Origin of the sequence: Curvibacter lanceolatus ATCC 14669 (genome assembly GCF_000381265.1) — a bacterium.
Taxonomy (GTDB): Bacteria; Pseudomonadota; Gammaproteobacteria; order Burkholderiales; family Burkholderiaceae_C; genus Curvibacter; species Curvibacter lanceolatus.
Genome location: NZ_KB906263.1, coordinates 1 through 21,566 on the forward strand (window position 1 = coordinate 1; position 21,566 = coordinate 21,566).

The 21,566-nt window shown below is 65.8% G+C and carries 23 protein-coding genes; 12 read left to right on the plus strand and 11 right to left on the minus strand.

Going from position 1 to position 21,566, the window contains the following annotated elements:
- A partial coding sequence (locus tag F624_RS0118625) for a transposase (RefSeq protein ID WP_019575854.1) occupies nt 1–235 on the minus strand: 235 nt, incomplete at its 3' end.
- A 171-nt stretch (nt 236–406) separates the two neighbouring features.
- On the opposite strand from F624_RS0118625, the gene F624_RS32655 reads away from it, so the two are divergent.
- Both F624_RS32655 and F624_RS0118635 read left to right on the plus strand, forming a co-directional pair.
- On the plus strand, nt 407–931 hold the full coding sequence (locus F624_RS32655; protein ID WP_019575855.1) for an antibiotic biosynthesis monooxygenase family protein: 525 nt from the start codon (nt 407–409) through the stop codon (nt 929–931).
- 29 nt (nt 932–960) lie between these two features.
- Complete coding sequence (locus F624_RS0118635) at nt 961–2,100, plus strand: zinc-binding alcohol dehydrogenase family protein (RefSeq protein WP_019575856.1); 1,140 nt, start codon at nt 961–963, stop codon at nt 2,098–2,100.
- 93 nt (nt 2,101–2,193) lie between these two features.
- Here the strand turns inward: F624_RS0118635 and F624_RS0118640 are convergent, their stop codons facing one another.
- Nucleotides 2,194–3,105 carry a LysR family transcriptional regulator gene (locus tag F624_RS0118640; protein ID WP_019575857.1) on the minus strand — a complete coding sequence of 304 codons (912 nt, stop codon included), beginning with the start codon at nt 3,103–3,105 and terminating at the stop codon, nt 2,194–2,196.
- Nucleotides 3,106–3,198: 93 nt separating this feature from the next.
- Between F624_RS0118640 and F624_RS0118645 the strand changes: the two genes are divergently transcribed.
- Genes F624_RS0118645 through F624_RS32660 form a run of 5 tightly spaced genes read left to right on the plus strand, consistent with a single transcriptional unit; the run spans nt 3,199 to nt 6,651 of the window.
- Nucleotides 3,199–3,645: an ester cyclase gene (locus F624_RS0118645; RefSeq protein ID WP_019575858.1), complete on the plus strand. Its 447-nt coding sequence runs from the start codon at nt 3,199–3,201 to the stop codon at nt 3,643–3,645.
- A gap of 16 nt (nt 3,646–3,661) precedes the next feature.
- The gene (locus tag F624_RS0118650) at nt 3,662–4,582 is read left to right on the plus strand and encodes an NADP-dependent oxidoreductase (protein WP_031255503.1); all 921 of its coding nucleotides are present in this window, start codon (nt 3,662–3,664) and stop codon (nt 4,580–4,582) included.
- 16 nt (nt 4,583–4,598) lie between these two features.
- The gene (locus F624_RS0118655) at nt 4,599–5,531 is read left to right on the plus strand and encodes an SDR family NAD(P)-dependent oxidoreductase (RefSeq protein WP_031255504.1); all 933 of its coding nucleotides are present in this window, start codon (nt 4,599–4,601) and stop codon (nt 5,529–5,531) included.
- Nucleotides 5,528–6,268: an SDR family oxidoreductase gene (locus tag F624_RS0118660; protein WP_019575861.1), complete on the plus strand. Its 741-nt coding sequence runs from the start codon at nt 5,528–5,530 to the stop codon at nt 6,266–6,268. The genes F624_RS0118655 and F624_RS0118660 overlap by 4 nt, the downstream gene beginning before the upstream one ends.
- A gap of 23 nt (nt 6,269–6,291) precedes the next feature.
- A complete protein-coding gene (locus F624_RS32660; protein ID WP_019575862.1) occupies nt 6,292–6,651 on the plus strand; it encodes a siderophore-interacting protein in 360 nt (119 codons plus the stop codon).
- A 382-nt stretch (nt 6,652–7,033) separates the two neighbouring features.
- Here F624_RS32660 and glmS read toward each other — a convergent pair whose 3' ends face one another.
- A complete protein-coding gene (gene glmS / locus F624_RS0118670; RefSeq protein WP_019575863.1) occupies nt 7,034–8,935 on the minus strand; it encodes a glutamine--fructose-6-phosphate transaminase (isomerizing) in 1,902 nt (633 codons plus the stop codon).
- A gap of 158 nt (nt 8,936–9,093) precedes the next feature.
- Between glmS and F624_RS0118675 the strand changes: the two genes are divergently transcribed.
- Nucleotides 9,094–9,594 (plus strand): Lrp/AsnC family transcriptional regulator, encoded by a 501-nt coding sequence (locus F624_RS0118675; RefSeq protein WP_019575864.1) that lies wholly within the window; start codon nt 9,094–9,096, stop codon nt 9,592–9,594.
- Here F624_RS0118675 and F624_RS0118680 read toward each other — a convergent pair.
- Entirely contained in the window at nt 9,575–10,327 is a 753-nt protein-coding gene (locus F624_RS0118680) for a sensor histidine kinase (RefSeq protein ID WP_019575865.1), read from the minus strand. The two genes, F624_RS0118675 and F624_RS0118680, sit on opposite strands and share 20 nt — an antisense overlap.
- On the minus strand, nt 10,327–11,736 hold the full coding sequence (glmU, locus tag F624_RS0118685; protein ID WP_019575866.1) for a bifunctional UDP-N-acetylglucosamine diphosphorylase/glucosamine-1-phosphate N-acetyltransferase GlmU: 1,410 nt from the start codon (nt 11,734–11,736) through the stop codon (nt 10,327–10,329). The genes F624_RS0118680 and glmU overlap by 1 nt, the downstream gene beginning before the upstream one ends.
- Here glmU and F624_RS0118690 point away from each other — a divergent pair.
- Entirely contained in the window at nt 11,735–12,661 is a 927-nt protein-coding gene (locus F624_RS0118690; RefSeq protein WP_157443518.1) for a DUF6279 family lipoprotein, read from the plus strand. The two genes, glmU and F624_RS0118690, sit on opposite strands and share 2 nt — an antisense overlap.
- A gap of 30 nt (nt 12,662–12,691) precedes the next feature.
- Here F624_RS0118690 and F624_RS33515 read toward each other — a convergent pair whose 3' ends face one another.
- Nucleotides 12,692–13,237, minus strand: coding sequence for a DUF2917 domain-containing protein (locus F624_RS33515; protein ID WP_019575868.1), 546 nt, complete (start codon nt 13,235–13,237; stop codon nt 12,692–12,694).
- A gap of 128 nt (nt 13,238–13,365) precedes the next feature.
- Here F624_RS33515 and F624_RS0118700 point away from each other — a divergent pair, with 128 nt between their 5' ends.
- Complete coding sequence (locus tag F624_RS0118700) at nt 13,366–14,361, plus strand: LysR substrate-binding domain-containing protein (protein ID WP_019575869.1); 996 nt, start codon at nt 13,366–13,368, stop codon at nt 14,359–14,361.
- 33 nt (nt 14,362–14,394) lie between these two features.
- Here F624_RS0118700 and tyrS read toward each other — a convergent pair whose 3' ends face one another.
- Entirely contained in the window at nt 14,395–15,630 is a 1,236-nt protein-coding gene (tyrS, locus tag F624_RS0118705) for a tyrosine--tRNA ligase (RefSeq protein WP_031255508.1), read from the minus strand.
- A 192-nt stretch (nt 15,631–15,822) separates the two neighbouring features.
- On the opposite strand from tyrS, the gene F624_RS0118710 reads away from it, so the two are divergent.
- Nucleotides 15,823–17,178, plus strand: coding sequence for a M23 family metallopeptidase (locus F624_RS0118710; RefSeq protein WP_019575871.1), 1,356 nt, complete (start codon nt 15,823–15,825; stop codon nt 17,176–17,178).
- Nucleotides 17,179–17,234: 56 nt separating this feature from the next.
- The gene (locus F624_RS0118715; RefSeq protein WP_019575872.1) at nt 17,235–18,365 is read left to right on the plus strand and encodes an anhydro-N-acetylmuramic acid kinase; all 1,131 of its coding nucleotides are present in this window, start codon (nt 17,235–17,237) and stop codon (nt 18,363–18,365) included.
- 27 nt (nt 18,366–18,392) lie between these two features.
- Here the strand turns inward: F624_RS0118715 and mdtD are convergent, their stop codons facing one another.
- From mdtD to F624_RS0118735, 4 genes are all read right to left on the minus strand, one after another.
- Nucleotides 18,393–19,844, minus strand: coding sequence for a multidrug transporter subunit MdtD (gene mdtD, locus F624_RS0118720; protein WP_019575873.1), 1,452 nt, complete (start codon nt 19,842–19,844; stop codon nt 18,393–18,395).
- A gap of 79 nt (nt 19,845–19,923) precedes the next feature.
- Nucleotides 19,924–20,289 carry an iron-sulfur cluster insertion protein ErpA gene (gene erpA / locus F624_RS0118725; RefSeq protein WP_027476533.1) on the minus strand — a complete coding sequence of 122 codons (366 nt, stop codon included), beginning with the start codon at nt 20,287–20,289 and terminating at the stop codon, nt 19,924–19,926.
- A 59-nt stretch (nt 20,290–20,348) separates the two neighbouring features.
- Nucleotides 20,349–20,744 carry a bactofilin family protein gene (locus F624_RS0118730; RefSeq protein WP_019575875.1) on the minus strand — a complete coding sequence of 132 codons (396 nt, stop codon included), beginning with the start codon at nt 20,742–20,744 and terminating at the stop codon, nt 20,349–20,351.
- 36 nt (nt 20,745–20,780) lie between these two features.
- Nucleotides 20,781–21,488 carry a DUF6776 family protein gene (locus tag F624_RS0118735; RefSeq protein WP_019575876.1) on the minus strand — a complete coding sequence of 236 codons (708 nt, stop codon included), beginning with the start codon at nt 21,486–21,488 and terminating at the stop codon, nt 20,781–20,783.
- Nucleotides 21,489–21,566 lie beyond the last annotated feature (78 nt).

Consider the following 21,566-nt stretch of genomic DNA (forward strand, 5'->3'; position numbering starts at 1 on the left):
CCTCGCGCTCCAGTTCCTTCATCCGCTGGGCCTCGCCGGTCGTGACGCCTTCACGCACGCCAGCATCGACCTCGGCACGCTTGACCCACTCGTTCAAGGTCTGTGGCACACATCCAATCTTCGGCGCGATGGACTCGATAGCCGCCCACAGCGACGGGTACTCCCCACGGTGCTCCTGCACCATCCTCACCGCGCGCTCACGCACCTCGGGTGAGAACTTGTTCGACTTGCTCATGGCTCAATCCTCTCAGAGTGTTGAGCCTCCTCAAAATCCGGGGCGATTCAGGCATGGCAGTTCTGGACGATTGAAGAAGAAACGCGGACGCTACGCTGTAGATCGTATCGCCCATCCTGCCTACATTGGAGGCCTCACCTGCTGCAGGTTCACACCCTGAACTGCCTTCTCATGTCCTTCTTTAAGTCCATCTGGACGCTTGCGCCTTTCGGGGCCTTGGCCTTTGTCCTGCTCGGCGGCTTGTCCGCCTGTTCCGGCCTGGCCTTGTCCAAACCCTTCGCGTGGCCGGGGTTGGCCACAGCACAGGCTCGGCTAACCGGGGCAGGCCGTGACACGGTCGTTCTGGCGATCACGCATGCTCAGCTCATCGGCGCGGAGCGAGCGGCCTTTGATCGCGGCGCCGATCAGGTCGTCGAGATGCTGCCTGCGCAACCCGGCATCGTGGGGTATTCGGTCCGCTCCCGCGTGCTGGGCCACGAAGTCTGGACTGCGACCGTTTGGCGTGACGACGCGTCGATCGACGCCTTCGTCCGATCGCCCGAGCACCTCACTGCCGTTCGCCAAGGATCATCAGCGATCGCAAAGGTCGAATACCACCGCGTGCAGGTCCGCGTCTCGGATCTACCGCTGGACTGGAGCCGGGTGCTGGCCGAGCTCGAACGAGCCGCCGCCCGCGCAGCCGCCACTCCCCGCTGAGCTGCGCCATTTCTTCCGGGAACGACACCATGACCACCTCGAAGCATCGCGCTGCCGTGCTGGACGGTTTCAATCGCCCCTTGAGGATGACCGAAGTCGCCACACCCGCGCCTGGCCCTTGCGAGGTCCGGGTGCGCGTCCGAGCGATCGCCCTCAACCCCTTCGATCGGATCGTCCAGACGCTGGGGGGACTGGTCACACCTTGGGTCGCGTTTCCGGCCGTCCTGGGTTCGGATGTGGCGGGAGAGGTCGTTGCTGTCGGCGACCAGTGCCGGCGAATCCAAGTGGGCGATCGGGTCCTGGGTTTGGCGCTTGGCGCAGACCGTGCAGGAAATCGAGCCGCCGAAGGTGCCTTCCAGGAGCAGGTGATTCTTCGGGAGACCTGCTGCTGCCGCCTGCCGGCGGAGGTCACCCTCACGCAGGCGGCGGTATTGCCCCTTGCACTGGCCACCGCAGCCTCCGGTCTGTTTCTGCGCAACCAGCTCGGGCTCGACCCTAACCCCGCTTCCGCGCATGTCGGCTATCCCACAGCGCCCAAAGGGTCTGTGGTGGTTTGGGGTGGCGCCACCAGCGTCGGCTCAGTGGCGATCCAGTTGGCTAGGGCTGCTGGCTACCGTGTTCTGAGCACCGCATCGCCGCACAACCATGCACTGCTTGTGGGACTGGGCGCGGCCGCCGTGGAGGACTACAGGGAACCTCGGGCGGTGGCACGCCTGCTTGAGGCTGCGGCAGGCACAACGATCGCCGGTGTACTGGCCATCGGCGTCGGTTCGGGACGCGCATGCCTGCAGCTCGCCGCTGGCCGGAACCCACGGCCGAAGGTGGCAATGGCGAGCATGCCCTGCCCCCTGGACAGCGCCCCGATCGGCCCCCAGATAGGCTGGCGCCTAGCGACATTGCCTCGTCTGGCTGGCGGAATGGCCATCCAAGCGCTGAGGGCAGGCATCCTGCGCGTGCCGACCAGCGCAATCTGGGGCACTGCCCTGGTGGACGATCCCTTGGGGGCGGCGACATTCGGCACATTCGCGGAGGCCGCCCTGAGAGATGGACGGCTTCAGCTGGTGCCGGAACCGTTGATCGCAGGATCGAGACTGGAAGACATTCCGGAAGCGATGGAGACTCTCCGGCGCGGCGTCTCCGCTCGCAAGGTCGTTGTGCAACTGGGCTGAGCCGTCACTGCGGAAGGGCGCTCCAGTACCGCTCGTAGCAAAGCTGGCACATGGCAACCCGATCGGCCGACCTCGATCGTTCGCTGCGTGGGCTCAAAGCCGCAACGCCGTTGATGCGATCAGATTCCTCAGCCACACCTGCGATTGGCTGGCGTCATTGCGCCGATGCCAGGTCAGATGGAACGTGATCGCTGGCAGGGTGAGCGGAGGCGGAAAGAGCAGCAGGTGGGATGCAGCCTCGGATGACAGCGCGAAGCGCTTCATCACCGTGGCGGCCATGTTTGTGCGGGCCACGACGCCAGGCACGGCGAACATCTGAGGCAAAGTGAGTCCGAGTTTGCGCACCTTGCCGTCGCGCGCGAGGGCTTGATCCACGATGCCATGGCGGTCGCCTTCGGGCGAGACCAGCACATGCGACAAGGACAGGAAGTTCTTCATGGACATCCCGCGTCGCGCCGCCGGATTGTCGCGGGCAAGGATCGTGACGAACTCGTCCTCCAGCAAGGGACGCGTGAGGATGCGCCCATCCGTCTGCGTCGGCACCACGCCGACGGCCGCGTCGATAGCACCTGCGTCAAGCAGGTCCACCGCATGATTGCGGTCATTGAAGGCACGCACATTCAAGGCGATACCGGGCGCCTGCTCGGCCAGTGCCTCCAGCAGCGGCGGCAACAGCACGTAGGTCGGATAGTCCTGCAGCCCGAGATTGAAGACCAGCGACGCCCGCTCCGGCAGGAACTCAGTGGGGGCGAGCAGTGTGGCCCCGATCTGCGCGAGCGCCTGCGACAGCGGCTCGGCCAGATCCCGCGCACGTTGGGTCGGCAGAAGGCCGCTGGCGCCCCGCAGGAAGAGTGGATCCCCCAGCAGCTTGCGAAGCCTCGACAGAGCTGCGCTCATGGCGGGCTGGCTGACGCCCACACGCGTTGCTGCCCGAGTGACATTGCGCTCGCCCATCAGGGCATCGAATGCGACGAGGAGATTGAGATCAATGCCGTGAAAATCCATGCCACTGATAAACACGTATACAGGTTATTTGTTGGACAGATTGTATGAGGATTCCCAGAATCACCCCATCGACAACAACCACCCGGTTTACAAATGCAGACGAACGATCAACAACTCGCCATCCGCCTTCGCACCGAACGCGAAGCCGTCGAGACCTTCTATCGCGCCTTCACGGAGCAGAACGTCGACCTCGTCGATGCCGTGCTGACCGCAGACTGGGATGACATCCCACTGGCGCCTGGGCAAGCCCCAGGGCCGCAAGGCATCAAGGCCATCATCCGCAGCGTGGCAGAAGCCTTCCCGGACGTGAAGATCACCATCCATGACATGGTGCAGGAGCCCGGCAAGATCGGTGTCCGCGCTGAGATCAGCGGCACCCATCGCGGCGCGCTATTCGGCATCGCGCCGACCGGCAAGGCTGTCAGCTTTCGCCTCCATGAGTTCCACACGCTCGCGGACGGCCGAGTGACCACCACCTGGCACATGGAGGATTGGTTCGGTCTCTTTCTGCAGCTGGGGCAGTTCCCGGCGCAGGCTTGAGGTGGAGGCAATCATCATGAAAGCAGCCATCATTCGAGCGTTCGGTGGTCCGGAGGGCGTCACCCTTGGCGATGCCAGCCTCGGAGCGCTTCTCCCCGATCAAGTCCTTGTCCGCGTCGAGGCCGCGGCGATCAATCCGCTCGACCTCAAGATCATCGCGGGCTACATGGAGCAGATCTTCCCCATCACGCTGCCCTACGTCCCGGGCACCGATTTCAGTGGCGTCGTGGTGTCGATCGGCGCCGCAGCGACGCACTTGAAGGTGGGCGACCGCGTGGTCGGCCGAACGGCGCCGGGCGCCGGTGGCGCCCTCGCCCGGCACGCGGTAGTGGCGGCCAGCGCGGTCGTGCCCATGCCCGCTGGCATAAGCTTCGAGCAGGGCGCTGCGCTGCCAACGGCCTTCGGCACGGCCAGCCAGGCCTTGTTCGACGCCGGTGCACTCCAGCATGGCGAGACGGTGCTGATCCATGCCGGCGCCGGTGGTGTCGGAAGCATGGCGATTCAGCTGGCACACGAGACCGGTGCCCGAGTGATCACCACGGCGTCAGAGAGAAACCACGATTTGGTCCGCAGTCTGGGCGCCGACGAAGTAGTTGACTACCGCACGCAGGATGTCTCACAGCTGCGCGGCATCGACCTCGTGATCGACACCATCGGCGGTGACACGCTCACCAAGTCGTGGGCCGTGCTGAACACGGGAGGGCGTGTGGCGACCACCGTGGAATTTGGCATCCAAGCTCCCGAGGGGCACACAGGTGCGTTTGTCTTCTTCAGCGACGCGGCGCGCTATCTCCCAGCGGCATTCCGCATGTTCGAAACGGGAAGGCTGCAAGTCATCACAGACGCCATCTTCCGGTTCGATGACGTCAGCACAGCACTGGAGCGGCTCGCCACAGGGCACGCCCGAGGCAAGTTGATCGTTCGTGTCGGGCAGTGAGGGAGTGCGCCGCATCATGAGCAGTACACCTCAAACGGTGCTGGTGACCGGTGCCGGGTCTGGCATTGGCCGCGCGATCGCGCTGGCATTGGCCCGCGCTGGGCATCGCGTGTTCGCCAGCATGCGCAATACCCGCGGCAAGAACCGGGAACGTGTCGATGTCCTGGTGCAGTTAGCGCGGGAAGAGAGCCTCATGCTGGAGGTGTTGGAACTGGATGTGCTCTCCGAAGTGAGCTGCCGGGCTGCCATCGACATGATCCTTGCCCGTCACGGTTCCCTGGACGTCGTGGTCAACAATGCTGGCATGTTGATGCAAGGTCTCACGGAGGCCTTCTCCGTCGAACAGGTGGCTCACATCATCGACACGAACGCACTCTCGTGGCTGCGCGTGAACCGTGCGGCACTGCCGGTGATGCGACGTCAGGGGCACGGCCTGCTGATGTACGTCGGCAGCACCACATCCCGCATCCATGAGCCGTTTCTGGGGCCGTACATCGCGAGCAAGGTGGCGGGCGACGCACTGGCGGAAATCATGGGCATGGAGGTTCGGCCCGCAGGCATCGAGAGCGTGATCTTGGTACCTGGTGCGTTCACCGCCGGGACCGAGCACTTCGCCCATGCCCATGCGCCTGATCACCCAGCGATCGAAATGCAATATGGTGAGCTGGTGTCGCGGATGGACGGGCTGGCCGAGCGGCTCGCTACGATCGACGCAGCGAACGGCGGCGCACTCGATGTCTCAGCTGTGGGTGAGGCCGCTTGCCGGGTGCTGGAGACGCCTCGCGGTCAACGGCCTTCCCGTGTGGTCATCGACGGCCAGCGCAAAGGCACCGAGCAGCTTGACGAGGCACACCACGAAAGGCAGACAGCCTTTTTGCGCGCCATGGCACTGGATGATCTGATCCCAGCTGCGCCGTGGTCCTCCACCCATGAGGAGCGGGCTACATGAGTGCGTCAGTCAACAAAGTGGCGATCGTGACCGGGGCCTCGCGTGGTATCGGTCAGGCCATCGCATGTCGATTGGCCGACGACGGCTTTGCCGTCACCATTGGATATGCCACTGACCGTCTGAAAGCCGAGGCGGTGGTCGCAGCGATTGAATGTCGTGGCGGTCAGGCCATCGCGGTGAAGGCAGACGTCAGCCAAGCGGCTGATGTCGCCAATCTGTTCTGGATGACCGAGCAGGCATTTGGACGGGTGGACGTAGTGGTTAGCAACGCGGGCGTCATGGCATTGGCGCCGATCTCTTCGGATGAGATCGACGCGTTCGACCGGACCATGGCCATCAATGTCCGCGGCGCCTTCCTTGTCCTGGCCAAGGCCTCAGAGGTGCTCGAAGACGGCGGGCGGATTGTGGTGCTGTCGAGCAGCGTCATTGCCAAATCCACGCCTGGGTATGGTGCTTACATCGCTTCAAAGTGCGCTGTAGAGGGGCTGGTGCGGGTGCTCGCCAACGAGGTGCAAGGCCGGAACATCACGGTCAACGCGGTCGCGCCGGGCCCGACGGTGACGGACCTGTTCCTGAAAGGGAAGTCCGCACAGCAACTGGAGGTGTTAGCTGGCCTCTCGCCTTTGAACCGATTGGGCGAGCCTGCCGACGTCGCTGACTTGGTGTCGTTCCTCGTCGGTGCGCAGGGGCGATGGATCAATGCGCAGGTCGTCAGAAGCAATGGGGGCTTTGCATGAATCAATAGACGTCGCAACGCCGCATGGTGCATGTGCGCCACGAATTGAAGCGTCGTGGGCTTCTGGTCGTTGGCGTCGAGACGCTGAGCCCATTCATTCTCGGGATCACCCTTGATAGCCTTGACCTAAGCGACTTCGTCATCGCGTCCTTCAACGACCACGTAAGGCTCTTCATTCCCGACTCCGACGGGCAGTTTGCAATGCGGGACTACACGGTGCGTCACTTCGATGGCGTTGCCAGGTCGCTGACTATCGAGTTCGCATTGCACGGCAACGGGCCACCTGCTCGTTGGTCGTCGCAGGCGACACCGCTCGTGACGAGATGCCTGCCCAGATCCTTTAACCTTCAACTAGGAACCCTTCCGAATCGCTGGTACGGCTGAAGGGGGCAGGTCATAAGCACCGTGCTTCAGCGCGAGGCGGACCAAGACCTCATCTGAGACATTGGGTTTAGACCAGACCAGCCCGCGAGATGGATCGGCCAGGGACGTATGCTTGCCTTGTCAGTCGCACTTCTGGGTTCGCCATGGACGGGTGCACTGGTGCCCTTAGTGGTCGCCAAGCAGCAGGGTGACCGAGCGGCAATTGAACCGCAGTGCTCTCCGCGCTGACGGCCGCACCAAAGCGTGAGGGCCCCACTTGGGGCCCTCGGTGTCAAAGCTGAACTTGTAACAGCGGCAGATTCATCGGATTTGTCCGACAGACCTTATTACGAGTCCGACAGACTTTATTCCCATGGATCAGTCGACAAGCCGGCCCGCCCCCTCACTCCACCGTCACACTCTTCGCCAGGTTGCGCGGCTTGTCCACATCGGTGCCGCGCGCGCAGGCGGTGTGGTAGGCCAGCAGTTGCAGCGGCACCACGTGCAGCAGGGGTGACAGGGCACCGTAGTGCTCGGGCATGCGGATCACGTGCAGGCCTTCACCGGTTTCGATGCGGGTGTCGGCATCGGCCAGCACGTACAGCACACCGCCGCGGGCGCGCACCTCTTGCAGGTTGCTCTTGAGCTTTTCGAGCAGGGCGTCGTTGGGCGCCACGGTGACCACGGGCATCTCGCTGGTGACCAGGGCCAGGGGGCCGTGTTTGAGCTCGCCGGCGGCGTAGGCCTCAGCGTGGATGTAGGTGATCTCCTTGAGTTTCAAGGCCCCTTCGAGCGCGATGGGGTAGTGCAGGCCACGGCCCAGGAACAGGGCGTTCTCCTTGCGCGCGAAGTCTTCGGCCCAGCTGATGACCTGGGGCTCAAGCGCCAGCACGGCCTGCAAGGCGGCCGGCAGGTGGCGCATGGCCTTGAGGTGCTCGGCCTCTTGCTCGGGGCTGAGCAGGCCGCGGCTTTGCGCGAGTGCCAGGGTGAGCAGGAACAGGCCGGCCAGTTGGGTGGTGAAGGCCTTGGTGGAGGCCACGCCGATCTCGACGCCGGCCCGGGTGATGTAGGCCAGCTTGCACTCGCGCACCATGGCGCTGGTGGCCACGTTGCAGATGGTCAGGGTGTGTTCCATGCCCAGGCTTTGGGCGTGGCGCAGCGCGGCCAGGGTGTCGGCAGTCTCGCCCGACTGGCTGACGGTGACGACCAGGGTCTTGGGGTTGGGCACCGATTCGCGGTAGCGGTACTCGCTGGCGATCTCGACCTGGGTGGGGATCTTGGCGATGGATTCGAGCCAGTATTTGGCGGTGCAGGCGCTGTAATAGCTGGTGCCACAGGCCAGGATGAGCACCGAGTCGATCTGCTTGAACACGCGCCAGGCGGCGGCACCGGTTTCACCGGCCTGGGCCGGCACGCCGTCGAACAACTCGGGCACGATGCCTTCCACGCCTTCGAGCGTGTCGGCAATGGCACGGGGCTGCTCGAAGATCTCTTTTTGCATGTAGTGCCGGTAGGGGCCCAGGTCGGCCGCGCCGCTGTGGGCGTGCACCGTGCGCACGGGGCGGGTCACCGGCTTGAGGGCGCCCTGGCCATCGCGGCCCAGCACCCAGTAGCGGCCCAGCTGCACGTCGACCACATCGCCCTCTTCGAGGTAGACGATCTGGTCGGTGACGCCGGCCAGGGCCATGGCATCGCTGGCCAGGAAGTTCTCACCCGCGCCCTCGCCTTCGCTGCGGCCCACGCCCAGGATCAGGGGCGAGCCGGCACGGGCGCCCACCACGCGGTGCGGCTCGTCCTTGTGCAGCACGGCGATCGCATAGGCCCCATGCAACTGGGCCAGGGCGGCCTGCACGGCCTCGAACAGGTCGCCGTCGTACAGGCTGTCGATCAGGTGGGCGATGACCTCGGTGTCGGTCTGGCTGGCAAACACATAGCCCCGGGCCTGCAACTGGGCCCGCAGCTCGTCATGGTTCTCGATGATGCCGTTGTGCACCAGGGCCACGCGGGGGGCGCGGCCCTCATCGGCCCCCTGCCCCTGGCTGAAATGCGGGTGGGCGTTGTGCACCACGGGGGCGCCGTGGGTGGCCCAGCGGGTGTGGGCGATGCCGGTCACGCCCTGCACCTGCTCGGTCTGCACCTGGGCAATCAACTCAGCCACGCGCGAGGTGCTGCGCGCCCGCTTGAGGCCATCGGCCCACACCGCGACTCCGCAAGAGTCATAGCCGCGATACTCCAGGCGCTGCAGGCCTTGCACCAGCACAGGAACAATGTTTCGGGTTGAGACGGCGCCAACGATGCCACACATGAGCAAGCTCCCGGAAGGGTTGAAAACGGGTTGCAGAAAAGATTGGAGCGAATCTTAGGCAGGGCGCAGAAAAATATTTCGATGATTTTTATTAGAGAAATGAAATTTAAATTCACATAACAGATTTGGTGAAATTTTCATTCAAAATAGAATGACAAATGAAATCCATTGAACTCGATTCGACCGACCTGCAACTGCTCGACGCCTTGCAAGCTGACGCCAGCGCCAGCAACCAGGCCTTGGCCGAGCAACTGCGGATCTCGCCGCCGACCTGCCTGCGGCGGGTCAAGCGCCTGCGCGAGGCAGGCTTGATCGAACGCCAGGTGGCCTTGCTCAACCCTGAGCGTCTGGCCCAGGCGCTCGGGCACGGCCTGACGGCCCTCGTGGAGGTGACGCTGGACCGCCAGGACGCCGAGCAACTGGAGGCCTTCGAGGCCCGCGTGGTGGCGGATGAATCGGTGCAGCAGTGCTACCGGGTGTCACCGGGCCCGGATTTCGTGCTGGTGGTGGGGGCGGCCGACATGCCGGCCTATCTGGCGCTGACGCAGCGCCTGTTCAACAGCGACGCCCATGTGCGCAATGTGAAGACCTTCTTCAGCGTCAAGCGCAGCAAGTTCGAGCCCCGCCTGTCTGTGCCCCTCACGCCGCCGGCAGACTGAGGGTCACGGTGCAACCCTGGCCGTGCTGGCCCTGCAGGGACAGCTCGCCGCCCAGGCGCTCCACGATGCGGCGCGCCATGGCCAGACCCAGGCCCAGGCCCTCGAAGTCGCGCACGGTGTGCAGGCGCTGGAACACGCCGAACAACTGGTCGGCATGCTCGGGCCGGAAGCCGGCACCGTTGTCCTGCAGGGTGAGCTGCACCCGCTCGCCCTGGTGCACCACAGCGATGGCGATGCGGGCCTCGGGCTGGCGGCGGGTGAACTTGACGGCGTTGTCCAACAGCAGGCGCAACAGATCGCGCAGCTGGGCCAGGTCGGCCTGCACCCGGGGCAGGCCCTGGGCCTCGGGCAGTTGCCACTGCACCACACGCTCGCCACAGGCGGCCTGGGCCTGGCTCACGGCATCGCTGAGCACCTCGGCCAGCGGCAGGGGCTGCACATGGAGTTCGGCCGCGCCGATGCGGGCCAGCGCGATCAGGCCGTCGATCATCTGGCCCAGGTGGCGTGCCGACTGGGTGATGGTGTCGAGGTACTGCACCGCCGAAGGGTCGGCATTGCTCTCTTGCACCAGTTCGCGCACCAATTGGCCGTACGACACGATGTGGCGCACAGGGGAGCGCAGGTCGTGCGAGATGGCGCGCAGAAAAGCCTGCTGCTGCTCGCGCTGCTCGGCCAGCTCGGCACGCAGTCGGGCCAGTTCGGCGTCGCGATCTGTGTCGCCCGCCTCCCCCATCACTTGCTCCCCTTGGCAGGGCGCTGCCAGTTGGCAATGCTGACCTGGCGGGCCCGGCTCACGCTCAGGGCGCCGGGCGGGGTGTCTTTGGTGAGGGTGGAGCCGCCACCCACGGTGCCGCCAGCGCCCACGGTGATGGGGGCCACCAGCACGCAGTTGCTGCCCACGTGAACGTCGGCCTCGATCACGGTGCGGTGCTTGTTGGCGCCGTCGTAATTGGCAGTGATGCTGCCGGCGCCGTAGTTGACGCGCTCACCCACGGTGGCGTCGCCCAGGTAGGCCAGGTGGTTGGCCTTGGCACCGTCGGCCAGGGTGGAGTTCTTGACCTCGACAAAATTGCCGATGTGCACCTCGGCCCCCAGCACGGCACCGGGGCGCAGACGCGCAAACGGCCCGATCAGCGAACCGGGGCCCACTTGCACGCCGGCCTTCTCGCCTTCGATGTGGGTGAAGGGGTGGATCACCGCGCCCGCGGCAATCCGGGCATTGGCGATCACGCAGTGGGCGCCGATGCGCACGCCGTCGCCCAGCACCACCTGGCCTTCAAACACGCAGTTGACGTCGATCTCGACATCGCTGCCACATTGCAGGGTGCCGCGCACGTCCAGGCGGGCCGGGTCGGCCAGGCGCACGCCGTCGGCCATCAGCGCCTCGGCACGGCGGGCCTGGCAGGCGCGCTCCAGGGCGGCCAGTTGCTGGGGGCTGTTCACGCCGGCCACCTGCACCTCGTCGGTGGTGGGCAGGCCCAGCACGCCCACGCCGTCGGCCACGGCCATGGCCACGATGTCGGTCAGGTAGTACTCGTGCTGGCTGTTGTCGTTGGTGAGGCGGCCCAGCCAGGTCTTGAGGCGGGCGGCGGGCAGCGCCATGATGCCGGTGTAGGTCTCGGCGATGGCGCGCTGGGCCTCGCTGGCGTCCTTGTGCTCGACGATGCCCAGCACCCTGTCGCCGTCGCGCAGGATGCGGCCGTAGCCCGTGGGGTCGTCCAGCACCACGGTGAGCAGGGCCAGGTGCTGACCGGCACAGGCTTGCACCAGGGCCTGCACGGTGTCGGCGGCGATCAGGGGCACGTCACCGTTGAGGATCAGCACCACGCCGTCATCCGGCAACAGGGGCACCGCCTGCTGCACCGCATGGCCGGTGCCCAACTGGGGCATCTGGCGGGCAAACTGCAGCTGACCGCCCTGACTCAAGGGGTGAGCGGCCAGGTTCGCCTCGACCGCCTCGGCGCCGTGCCCGGTGATCAGCACCACGCGGCGGGGCGACAGCGACTCGACAGTGTCCAGAACATGGCGCACCATGGCCTTGCCCGCGACACGGTGCAAGACTTTGGGCAAACTGCTCTTCATCCGCGTGCCCTTGCCCGCAGCCATCACCACCACATCCAGCGCAGATCCAAATCCCGACATGAAACGTCCTCTTGCTTTTGGCGGCCCGGTCACAACAACGCCGGCCATCCTGTCATTGCGCCGGATTATCTCGCTGGCAACGCTGCTCATGGCGGTTTTGTGGCTGAGCGCCTGCAGCGCCGTGAAGCTGAGCTACAACGCCCTGCCCGAGGTGAGCTACTGGTGGGCCGATGCCTATGGCGATTTCAATGGCGAACAATCGCTGCGCCTGAAGCAGGACCTGGCCGATCTGCAGGCCTGGCACCGCACGCGCGAGTTGCCACGCTACCGCGAACTGCTGCTGAACCTGGAGCGCCTGACCAGCACCGAACCCGATGCCGCCCAGCTGTGCAGCCTGCTGCCCCCGGCACGCGAGCGCCTGCAGGCCCTGGCCGAGCAAAGCGCCCCCATGATTGCCCGCCTGGCCTTGAGCCTGAGCCCGGCCCAGCTGGAGCACATGGACAAGAAGTTCGCCAAGAACGAGGCCAAGCTGCGCAGCGAATGGGTGGAGCTGTCACCCAGCGAGCTGCTGGACAAGCGCATCGAGCAGTACACCGACCGGGCCGAATCGCTGTATGGGCGCCTCAATGCAGCACAGCGCCAGGGCTTGCGCGAGGCCTTGCAGGCCTCGGCGTTCGACCCGCGCATCCGGCTGGCCGAGCAGCAGCGGCGCCACCAGGACATGCTCGGCACCCTGCGCCGCCTGCGCAGCAGCGGGGCCCCCCAGACCCAAGCCCAGGCCGAGCAAGCCTGGCTGGCCTACCTGGCCCGGGCCCTGAACCCGCCGGTGCCCGCCCACCGCGAACAGCAGGAGCACTCGATCGAAGAAGGCTGCCAGATCTACGCCCAGTTGCAGCGCCAGGCCACGCCCGAACAGCGCGACAAGGCCGCCAAGCGCCTGCGCGGCTGGGCCAGCGATGTGCAGGCCCTGTCGCAGCAGCGTTGAGGCCTGCGTTCTCAGAACGCGTTGACGCGCTCAGGCGGGGTGACGCTGTCGGCCGCCCTGCAGCAGCAGCCAGCTCAGGCGTGCGCTGCCCGTGGCCAGACGCCCCAGCGCCCCCAGCACGGCGCCACCGGCCTGCCAGCCCTGCCACAGGCCCCGGCTCAGGTCGGCCAGGGGCAAGGCCAGGTCGGTGGGCAAGGCGCTGGCCGGCTGAGGCCGGCGCTGGGTCTGTGCCACCAGGGGCAGCGCACGGTCCCAGCGGAAGACCACATCGACCGGTGTAGCCTGAGCCAACTCCTGCGCCAGCACAAAGGCCTCCAGCACCACGGTCTGGCCCGGTTCGACCACCAGCCAGTCACCCGGCATCAGAAAGCGGTCGCCCAGGTCATTGGCGTGGCCACGGTGCGGCCCGGTGAAGGTGAGCCACAGTCGGCCCTGGTTCATCTCGATCACGCTGCGCTCGCGCGGGCACAAGGTGAGTGCGCGCCCGGGCTTGATATTCCAGCCGCCGGGGAACGCGCGGCCGGCCGGTGCAAAAGCGGCGGATTGTTGCGATTCCAGAACAGGGCGGGACAGCATGATGAACTCCTTGAGTGAGAAAAAACCGTTGAGGAGCCTTCATGATCGGCGTCAGAATGCGGATGGTCCAATGAATTGCACACCCGCGATTGATACCTCTTTCGCATGAATGAGACGATGCCCGCCGCATGAGCAAAGCCAGCCCCTCCATCACCCACCTGCGCACCCGCCCCGTCGCCGTGGGCCACCTTCGCGCCTTTGAAGCCGTGGCCCGGCACCTGAACTTCCGCGCCGCCTCCGAAGAGCTGGCGCTGACCCAGTCGGCCGTCAGCCGCCAGATCCAGTCGCTCGAAGAAGAGATCGGCGTGCCCCTGTTTCTGCGCCACACCCGGGCGGTGGAGTTGACCAGCGCCGGCTCGCAATTGCTGCGCACCCTGCTGCCCACGCTGGAGCGGCTGGACAGCACGGTGCGCCAGATCCGCCAGAGCGCGGGGCGCAAGAGCGTGGCCATCACCACCTGGGCCTCGTTCGCGTCGATGTGGCTGATCCCGCGCCTGGAGGCCTTTCAGCGCAGCCACCCCGACATCGACATCCGCATCGACGCCACCGACACCTCCGTCGACCTGGAAACCGCCGACATCGACCTGGCCTTGCGCTACAGCCTGCCCGGGGCCTCGGTGCGGGGCGCGCAACGCCTGTTCGGCGAGCAACTGGCCGTGGTGGCCAGCCCCTGGCTGCTGAAAAGCGGGCAACCCATCCGCAAACCCGCCGATGTGGCCAAGTTCACCCTGATCGAAGCCGGCGACGCCCACCGCACCCAGCACATGGAATGGCTGTCGTGGCGGCGCTGGTTCGAGACCCAGGGCCTGAGCAATGTCGAGCCCAAGCGCTGGCTTTACTTCAACTACGCGCACCAGATCGTGCAGGCCGCGCTCACGGGCCAGGGCGTGGCGCTGGCGCGCATGCCCCTGATCGCCGACAGCCTGGCCTCGGGCGACCTGGTCGAGGTCTTGCCGGGCTTTCGCCTCGACTCACCCCTGGTCTACTGGCTGCTGGTGGGGCCGCGCACGGCGCACCGGCCCGAGGTCAAGGCCTTCAGCGACTGGCTGGTGGGCGAAGCCTCACGCACCCGCCACACGGTGGGCGACATCCCCGACACCGATCTGTGCGACGACCTGGGCTGAGCCAGGCCCCCACCCGGGCAGACCGGCTTGTGATCAGCCCAGCGTCACGCGGGCGAACTTGCGCTTGCCCACCTGCACCACGTAGGTGCCGGCGGCCAGCTTCAGGCCCTTGTCGCTGACCACGCTCGAATCCACGCGCACCCCACCGCCATCGATCAGGCGGTTGGCCTCGCTGCCCGAAGGGGCCAGGCCGGCGGCCTTGAGCAGGGCACCGATGCCCAGCGGGGCGCCCGACAGGGTGACTTCCGGGATCTCATCGGGCACGCCACCCTTGCTGCGGTTGTTGAAGTCCTGCTCGGCCGCGTCGGCGGCGGCAGCGCTGTGGAAGCGGGCGGTGATCTCCTTGGCCAGGGCCACCTTGGCGTCCTTGGGGTTGCGCCCGCCTTCAACCTCGGCCTTGAGGGCGGCGATCTCGGCTTCGCTCTTGAACGACAGCAGGGTGTACCAGCGCCACATCAGGGTGTCGGAGATCGACAGCACCTTGGCAAACATGGTGTTCGGCTCTTCGCTGATGCCGATGTAGTTGTTCTTGCTCTTGGACATCTTGTCCACGCCATCCAGGCCTTCGAGCAGGGGCATGGTCAGGATGCACTGGGGCTCTTGCCCGTACTCCTGCTGCAGGTGGCGCCCCATCAGCAGATTGAACTTCTGGTCGGTGCCGCCCAGCTCCAGGTCGCTTTTCAGGGCCACCGAGTCGTAGCCCTGCATCAGCGGGTACAGGAACTCGTGCACGCTGATCGACTGGTTGGTGGTGAAGCGCTTGTGAAAGTCGTCGCGCTCCATCATGCGGGCGACGGTGTACTTGGCGGCCAGCTGGATCATGCCGCGCGCGCCCAGCGGATCGCTCCATTCGCTGTTGTAGCGGATCTCGGTCTTGGCGGGGTCGAGCACCAGGCTGGCCTGCTTGTAGTAGGTCTCGGCGTTGACCTTGATCTGCTCGGCCGTCAGGGGCGGCCGGGTGCTGTTGCGGCCCGAAGGGTCGCCGATCATGCTGGTGAAGTCACCGATCAAGAAGATGACGGTGTGCCCCAGGTCCTGCAACTGGCGCATCTTGTTGAGCACCACGGTGTGGCCGATGTGGATGTCGGGCGCCGTCGGGTCCAGCCCCAGTTTGATGCGCAAAGGCACGCCGGTGGCCTCGGAACGGGCCAGTTTCTGCACCCAGGCGTCTTGCGGGATGAGTTCGTCGCAGCCCCGCAGGGTCACGGCCAGCGCCTCCCGCACACGGTCGGTGACGGGGTGATTTGTAACAGCAGCAGCTTGATTCATAAGGGTTTTTTCAGATGTCGGGGCGGGGCGGGCAGCTATACTCGGTCGGCTCGCAAAAGTGGATTTTAATTGGCCCGCTTTTTGCGAACGGGTTCGTGTCCATCCGAACACCTGCCACCGTCGGGAATCATCAGGCGCCGCGCCCCCGACACACTGCCTCGAAAATAGGCAAACGACTCTGGGGATAGCTTCTTGAAAAACGGTTTCATCGCCGCCGGCGAGCTTTTGCTGACACGACTGGCCCACCAGGTCGAACACCATCCCAAGCGCATCACCACCGTGGTGGCTGCCCTCCTGCTGGGCGGCGGCGGCGGCGCCTTTGCCGTGGCCTCCATGGCCCCCGACGCGGCCGACCTGCCGGTGCGCCAGATCACCGAAACCGTGCAACCGATCTCGGTGGCCGAGCAGGCCGAGGCACTGGACATCCACCGCTTCAACCTGTTCCGCTCCGACACGGTGCGCCCCACCGACAGTGTGGACACCCTGCTGCAACGACTGGGCATCAGCGACCCGGTGGCCGCCGCCTTTTTGCGCAACGACGCCCTGGTGCGCATCAGCCTGCTGGGCCGCAATGGCCGCCAGGTGACGGCCGAGGCCACCGAAGACCACCGCCTGGTGCGCCTGGTGGCCCGCTGGACGCCTGACGACAGCAACACCTTCCAACGCCTGGTGTTCGAAAAGACGGCGCGCGGCAGCTTCAGCTCGCACATCGAGACCGCCCCGCTGAGCACCAGCAGCAAGCTGGCCGGCGGCACCATCCGCAGTTCGCTGTTTGCCGCCACCGACGAAGCCGGCATCCCCGACACGGTGGCCACGCAACTGGCCGAGATCTTCTCGGGTGATGTCGACTTTCACCGCAGCCTGCGCAAGGGCGACCGTTTCTCGGTCGTCTATGAAACTCTGGAAGCCGACGGAGAACCCCTGCGTGCCGGCCGCGTGCTGAGTGCCGAGTTCATCAACGACGGCAAGGCCCACCAGGCCCTGTGGTTCCAGGAGCCCGGCCAGAAGGGCAGCTATTACACGCTGGACGGCAACAGCATGCGCCGCGCCTTCCTGACCTCGCCCGTCGAGTTCTCGCGGGTGACCAGCGGCTTCAAGATGCGCTTCCACCCCATTCTGCAAACCTGGCGTGCCCACCTGGGCACCGACTACGCAGCCCCCACCGGCACCGCCGTGCGTGCCGTGGGTGATGGCGTGGTTGATTTTGCCGGCGTGCAGAACGGCTACGGCAATGTGGTGATGCTGAAGCACCGCAACAACCAGATGACGGTGTACGCCCACCTGAGCCGCATCGGCGTGACCCGCGGCCAGACCGTGAGTCAGGGCCAGACCGTGGGCGCCGTGGGCTCCACCGGCTGGGCCACCGGGCCCCACCTGCATTTTGAGTTCCGCGTCAATGGCGTGCACCAGGATCCGATGACCATCGCCCACCAGGCGCAGGCCGTCCCGGTGTCTCCGGCAGCGCGCCCGGCCTTCAACCGCCTGGCTTCAGCCATGCGCATCCAGCTGTCGGCTGCTGCATCGGTGCAACAGGCCAGCGCCGATTGACGCTGGGAGCGAAGGCCGCACGCTGAGCACAGCGCGCAGCCCGCTATCATCAGCCCATGCAAGGCAAGGCAGACCACTACATCGGACTGATGTCCGGCACCTCACTCGATGGGGTCGATGGCGTTCTGTGCCGTTTTGAGGGCGATCAGCCCCAGGTGCTGGCGCACGTGGCCCTGCCTTTCACGGCCGAACTCAAGCGATCGCTGCTCGAACTCAACAGCCCCGGCCCCGATGAGCTGCACCGCGCGGCCATGGCGGCCAATGCACTGGCCCGCACCTATGTGGTGGTGGTGTCGCGCCTGTTGGCCGAGGCCGTGCTGCCGACCTGGCATGTGGCGGCCATTGGCGCGCACGGGCAGACCGTGCGGCACCAGCCCGGGCAGTACGACGGCACCGGCTACACCCTGCAACTCAACAACCCGGCCCTGCTGGCCGAACACACCGGCATTGACGTGGTGGCCGACTTTCGCACCCGCGATGTGGTGGCGGGCGGCCAGGGCGCACCGCTGGTGCCCGCGTTTCATGCCCGGGTGTTTGGCCAGGCCGATCAGACCCTGGCGGTGCTCAACCTGGGCGGCATCGCCAATCTGACCGTGATCCCGCCCCAGAACCAGCCGACCGCACCGGTACTGGGCTTTGACTGCGGGCCCGGCAATGCGCTGATGGACCATTGGTGCCTGCAACACACGGGCCAGGCCTTCGACCGCGATGGGCAATGGGCCGCACAAGGGCAAATCCACCCCGGCTTGCTGGCCGACCTGATGCAGGAGCCCTTTTTGCACCTGCCGCCGCCCAAAAGCACGGGGCGCGACCTGTTCAACCCGGCCTGGCTGGAGCAACACCTGAAAGCCCACCCGCACCTGAGCGCCACCCAGGTGCAGGCCACACTCACCGAATTCACCGCGCTGTCTTGCGCCCAGGCCGTGCAGGCCCACGCACAGGGCAGCCGGCGCCTGCTGGTTTGCGGCGGTGGGGCCCTGAACGGCCAGCTGATCAGCCGGCTGCAGCACCACCTGCCTGAAGTGAGCGTCGAATCCAGCGGCCTGGCCGGCCTGCCCCCACTGCAGGTCGAGGCGGTGGCCTTTGCCTGGCTGGCGCGCCAGGCTCTGCTGCGCCAACCCGGCAACCTGCCCAGCGTGACCGGGGCGCAAGGCCCGCGCATCCTGGGTGCGCTTTACCCAGCCTGAACCCCGGCGCTGCGCGCACCGCACTGCTCAGGGCTCGTGCGGCCCGGCCGCCGAGGCATCGCCCCGCACCAAGCCCGGCTCCAGGCCGGAGGGCAATTGCCAGAAGATGGCCGCCGAGGCCAAGGTGATGAACCCCATGGCCACAAAGGTGGCGTGGAACGAGGCCAGGGTGTCCAGGTGAGCAGGGCTGGCATTGGCTCCTGGGCCCAACAGGGCCGAAAAACCGGCCAGCACGGCGCCCGCCACAGCCACCCCCATGCCCATGGCCAGCATCTGCACCATCGACAGCAAGCTGTTGCCGCTGCTGGCCTGCGAGCCCTCCAGGTCTTTCAGGGTGAGGGTGTTCATGGCCGTGAACTGGATCGAATTGACCGCCCCGAACAAGGCCAGCTGCAGCAGGCGCAGGGCCAAGTGCTGGCCCGGGTTGATCAGGGCAAAACTCATCATGGCCAGGCCCACCAGGGCGGTGTTGCCGACCAGCACGCGGCGGTAGCCCAGCCGGGTGATGAGCGGCGTGGTGATGCGCTTCACCGCCATGCCGGCCATGGCCACAGGCAGCATCATCAGGCCGGCCTCAAAGGGCGAATAGCCCAGGCTGACCTGCAGCAGCAAGGGCACCAGAAAAGGCATGCACGAGCTGCCCAGGCGCGAAAACAGATTGCCCAGCAAGCCGATCGCCAGCGACGCCACACTGAACAGCTGGGGCGAAAACAACGGCGCCGGGCTGCGCATGGCATGCAGCCAATAGGCCACCAGGCTGGCCAGCCCGAACACCAGCAGCACCAGCAGCCCGGCCTGCCCCAGGCCCAGACCCGACAGGCCGTCCAGGGCCAGCGACAAGGTCACCATGCCCGTGGCCAGCCACAGGTAGCCTGACCAGTCGAACCGGACCACAGTGACGGCGGGACCACTGCGCATGAAGAAGTAAGCGGCAACCGCCCCGATCAACCCCACCGGCAGGTTGATCAGGAAAATCCAGTGCCAGGAGGCGACCTCGACCAGCCAGCCCCCCAAGGTCGGCCCGATCAGGGGACCAATCAGGCCGGGGATGGCAATGAAGCTCATGGCCTGCAGAAAACGCTCCTTCGGAAACGTTCGCAGCACAGCCAGTCGCCCCACCGGCAGCAACAAGGCTCCGCCCAGCCCCTGCACCACCCGCGAGGCCACCAGCAGGGGCAGAGAGGTCGACATGGCGCACAGCAGGGAGCCGACGGCGAACAGCGTGATGGCCACCACATAGACCCGGCGGGTTCCGAATCGGTCGGCCACCCAGCCCGAGGCGGGAATCAGCATGGCCATGGCCAGCGAGTAGGCCACGATCACCGACTGCATGCGCAGGGGGCTCTCGTGCAGGCTTTGCGCCATGGCGGGCAGCGCGGTGTTGACGATGGTGGCATCCAGCGTCTGCATGAAAAAGCCCAGGGCCACCAGCCACAACAGGCGTTGCTGGGAACGGATTTCCGGATCGAGGACGGTCATGCGCAGCAGGCTTCGGAGTTGGAGCGCCAAGAAAAAACCGCCTCAAGGGCGGTTGTGCGGGGAAGCGTCAGGCGCACCCTCAGACGGAGAAGCTGGAGCCGCAGCCGCAGGTGGTGGTGGCGTTCGGGTTCTTGATCACGAACTGCGCGCCCTGCAGGTCTTCCTTGTAGTCGATCTCGGCGCCCAGCAGGTATTGGTAGCTCATGGCGTCGATCAACAAAGAAACACCATTCTTGGTCATGGTGGTGTCGTCTTCGTTGGTGATTTCATCAAAGGTGAAACCATACTGGAAGCCCGAGCAGCCGCCGCCCTGCACGAACACGCGCAGCTTCAGGTCAGGGTTGCCCTCTTCGGCGATCAGATCGGCCACCTTGGCGGCAGCGCTGTCTGTGAAAAGAATGGGGGCGGGCATTTCAGTCGGCAGCGACTCGACAACAGCACTCATGGGGTTCTCCGGAAACGGGTTTGGCTCGAATAGTACAAGAATTCGCTCGGGAATTCAGATCAGCGGCTATTAGCCGCTAGTGTCAGCAGGGGTTTTTCATCCAGGGGCGCCGCCGGGCACAGCATGCCGGCAATCACAGCCCCCTGGTGCATCTCGAGCGCCTTGTAATACACATCGCCCTCGATGCGGGCGCGGGGCTGCAACTCCAGCAGCTCACGGGCATGCACCGGCCCCTGGATGCGCCCATTGATGATCAGGTGGTCGGCGTACACCGCGCCCATCACGGTCGCGGTTTCAGAAATTACCAGCAAGCTGGGCTGCGACTCATCGACACGGATGTCGCCCACCACGTCACCATCGACCCGCAGGCCTTCGGCAAAGGTGATGTTGCCGTCGATGCGGCTGCCTTGCGCGATCAGGCTTTTGATGGGCGGTTGCTTCTTTTTCGCGAACATGGGCCGTCCTTTCAGGAAGTGAGCCAGGTGAAAAACTCAGAGCTTGAGCGTCTGGACGGCGCGCGAACTGCTGCCATCAAAAATGCGGGCCGTGACCTGCTTGACCGAAACCTGGAGCGGCAAGTCGACCAGCCCCTCCAGGCGGCGATATTGCCTGAACTGCAAGGGCACCGGGCCTTGCGGCAGCGGCTGCTCCCAGGGCTTGCCGGCCTGGGTACCGCTCAGCACCAGTTCCAGCCGGCCTTTGAACTCAGGGCCGCTCTTGACGGGCTGGATCACCAGCACCTGCCAGCGCAGCTGCTGGCTGGCCACGATTTCGGCCTGCAGGCCGCGAATGGCCACGTCCTCGACGCTGTTGGCCGGGATCAGCTTCTCAAAAAAGCCCAGGTCATCGCGCAGGCTGCGGTTGTCGAGTTCCAACTGGTGGATCTGCGCCAGCAGGCGCTCCTGGGTGGCACGCTCAGCCGTCAGCAGGCTGCCCGAGGTGTTGGCAATGGACTGGGCCTTGTCGCGCTCGTCCTGCATCTGCGCCACCTGCTGACGCAATGCGGCCAACTCTTCACGGGTGTGCCGATCCAGCCCGGCAATGTTCTTGCCCGTCTCGAATGCCCACAGGGCGACGGCAGCGCAAAAACCGAACACCAGCGCCAGCAGCACCCAGCGCAGCGGCCAGGGCATGGCACTGCGCACGGCCATGCGGGGCGTGCTGATGGTGAGGCGACGGCGGAGCAGGCGAAATCGCATGAAGGGGTTCGAAACGAGAAAAACCGCGAGCGTAAAACAAAAAAAACCGCAACAAGCCAAACTTGTTGCGGTTTTTGC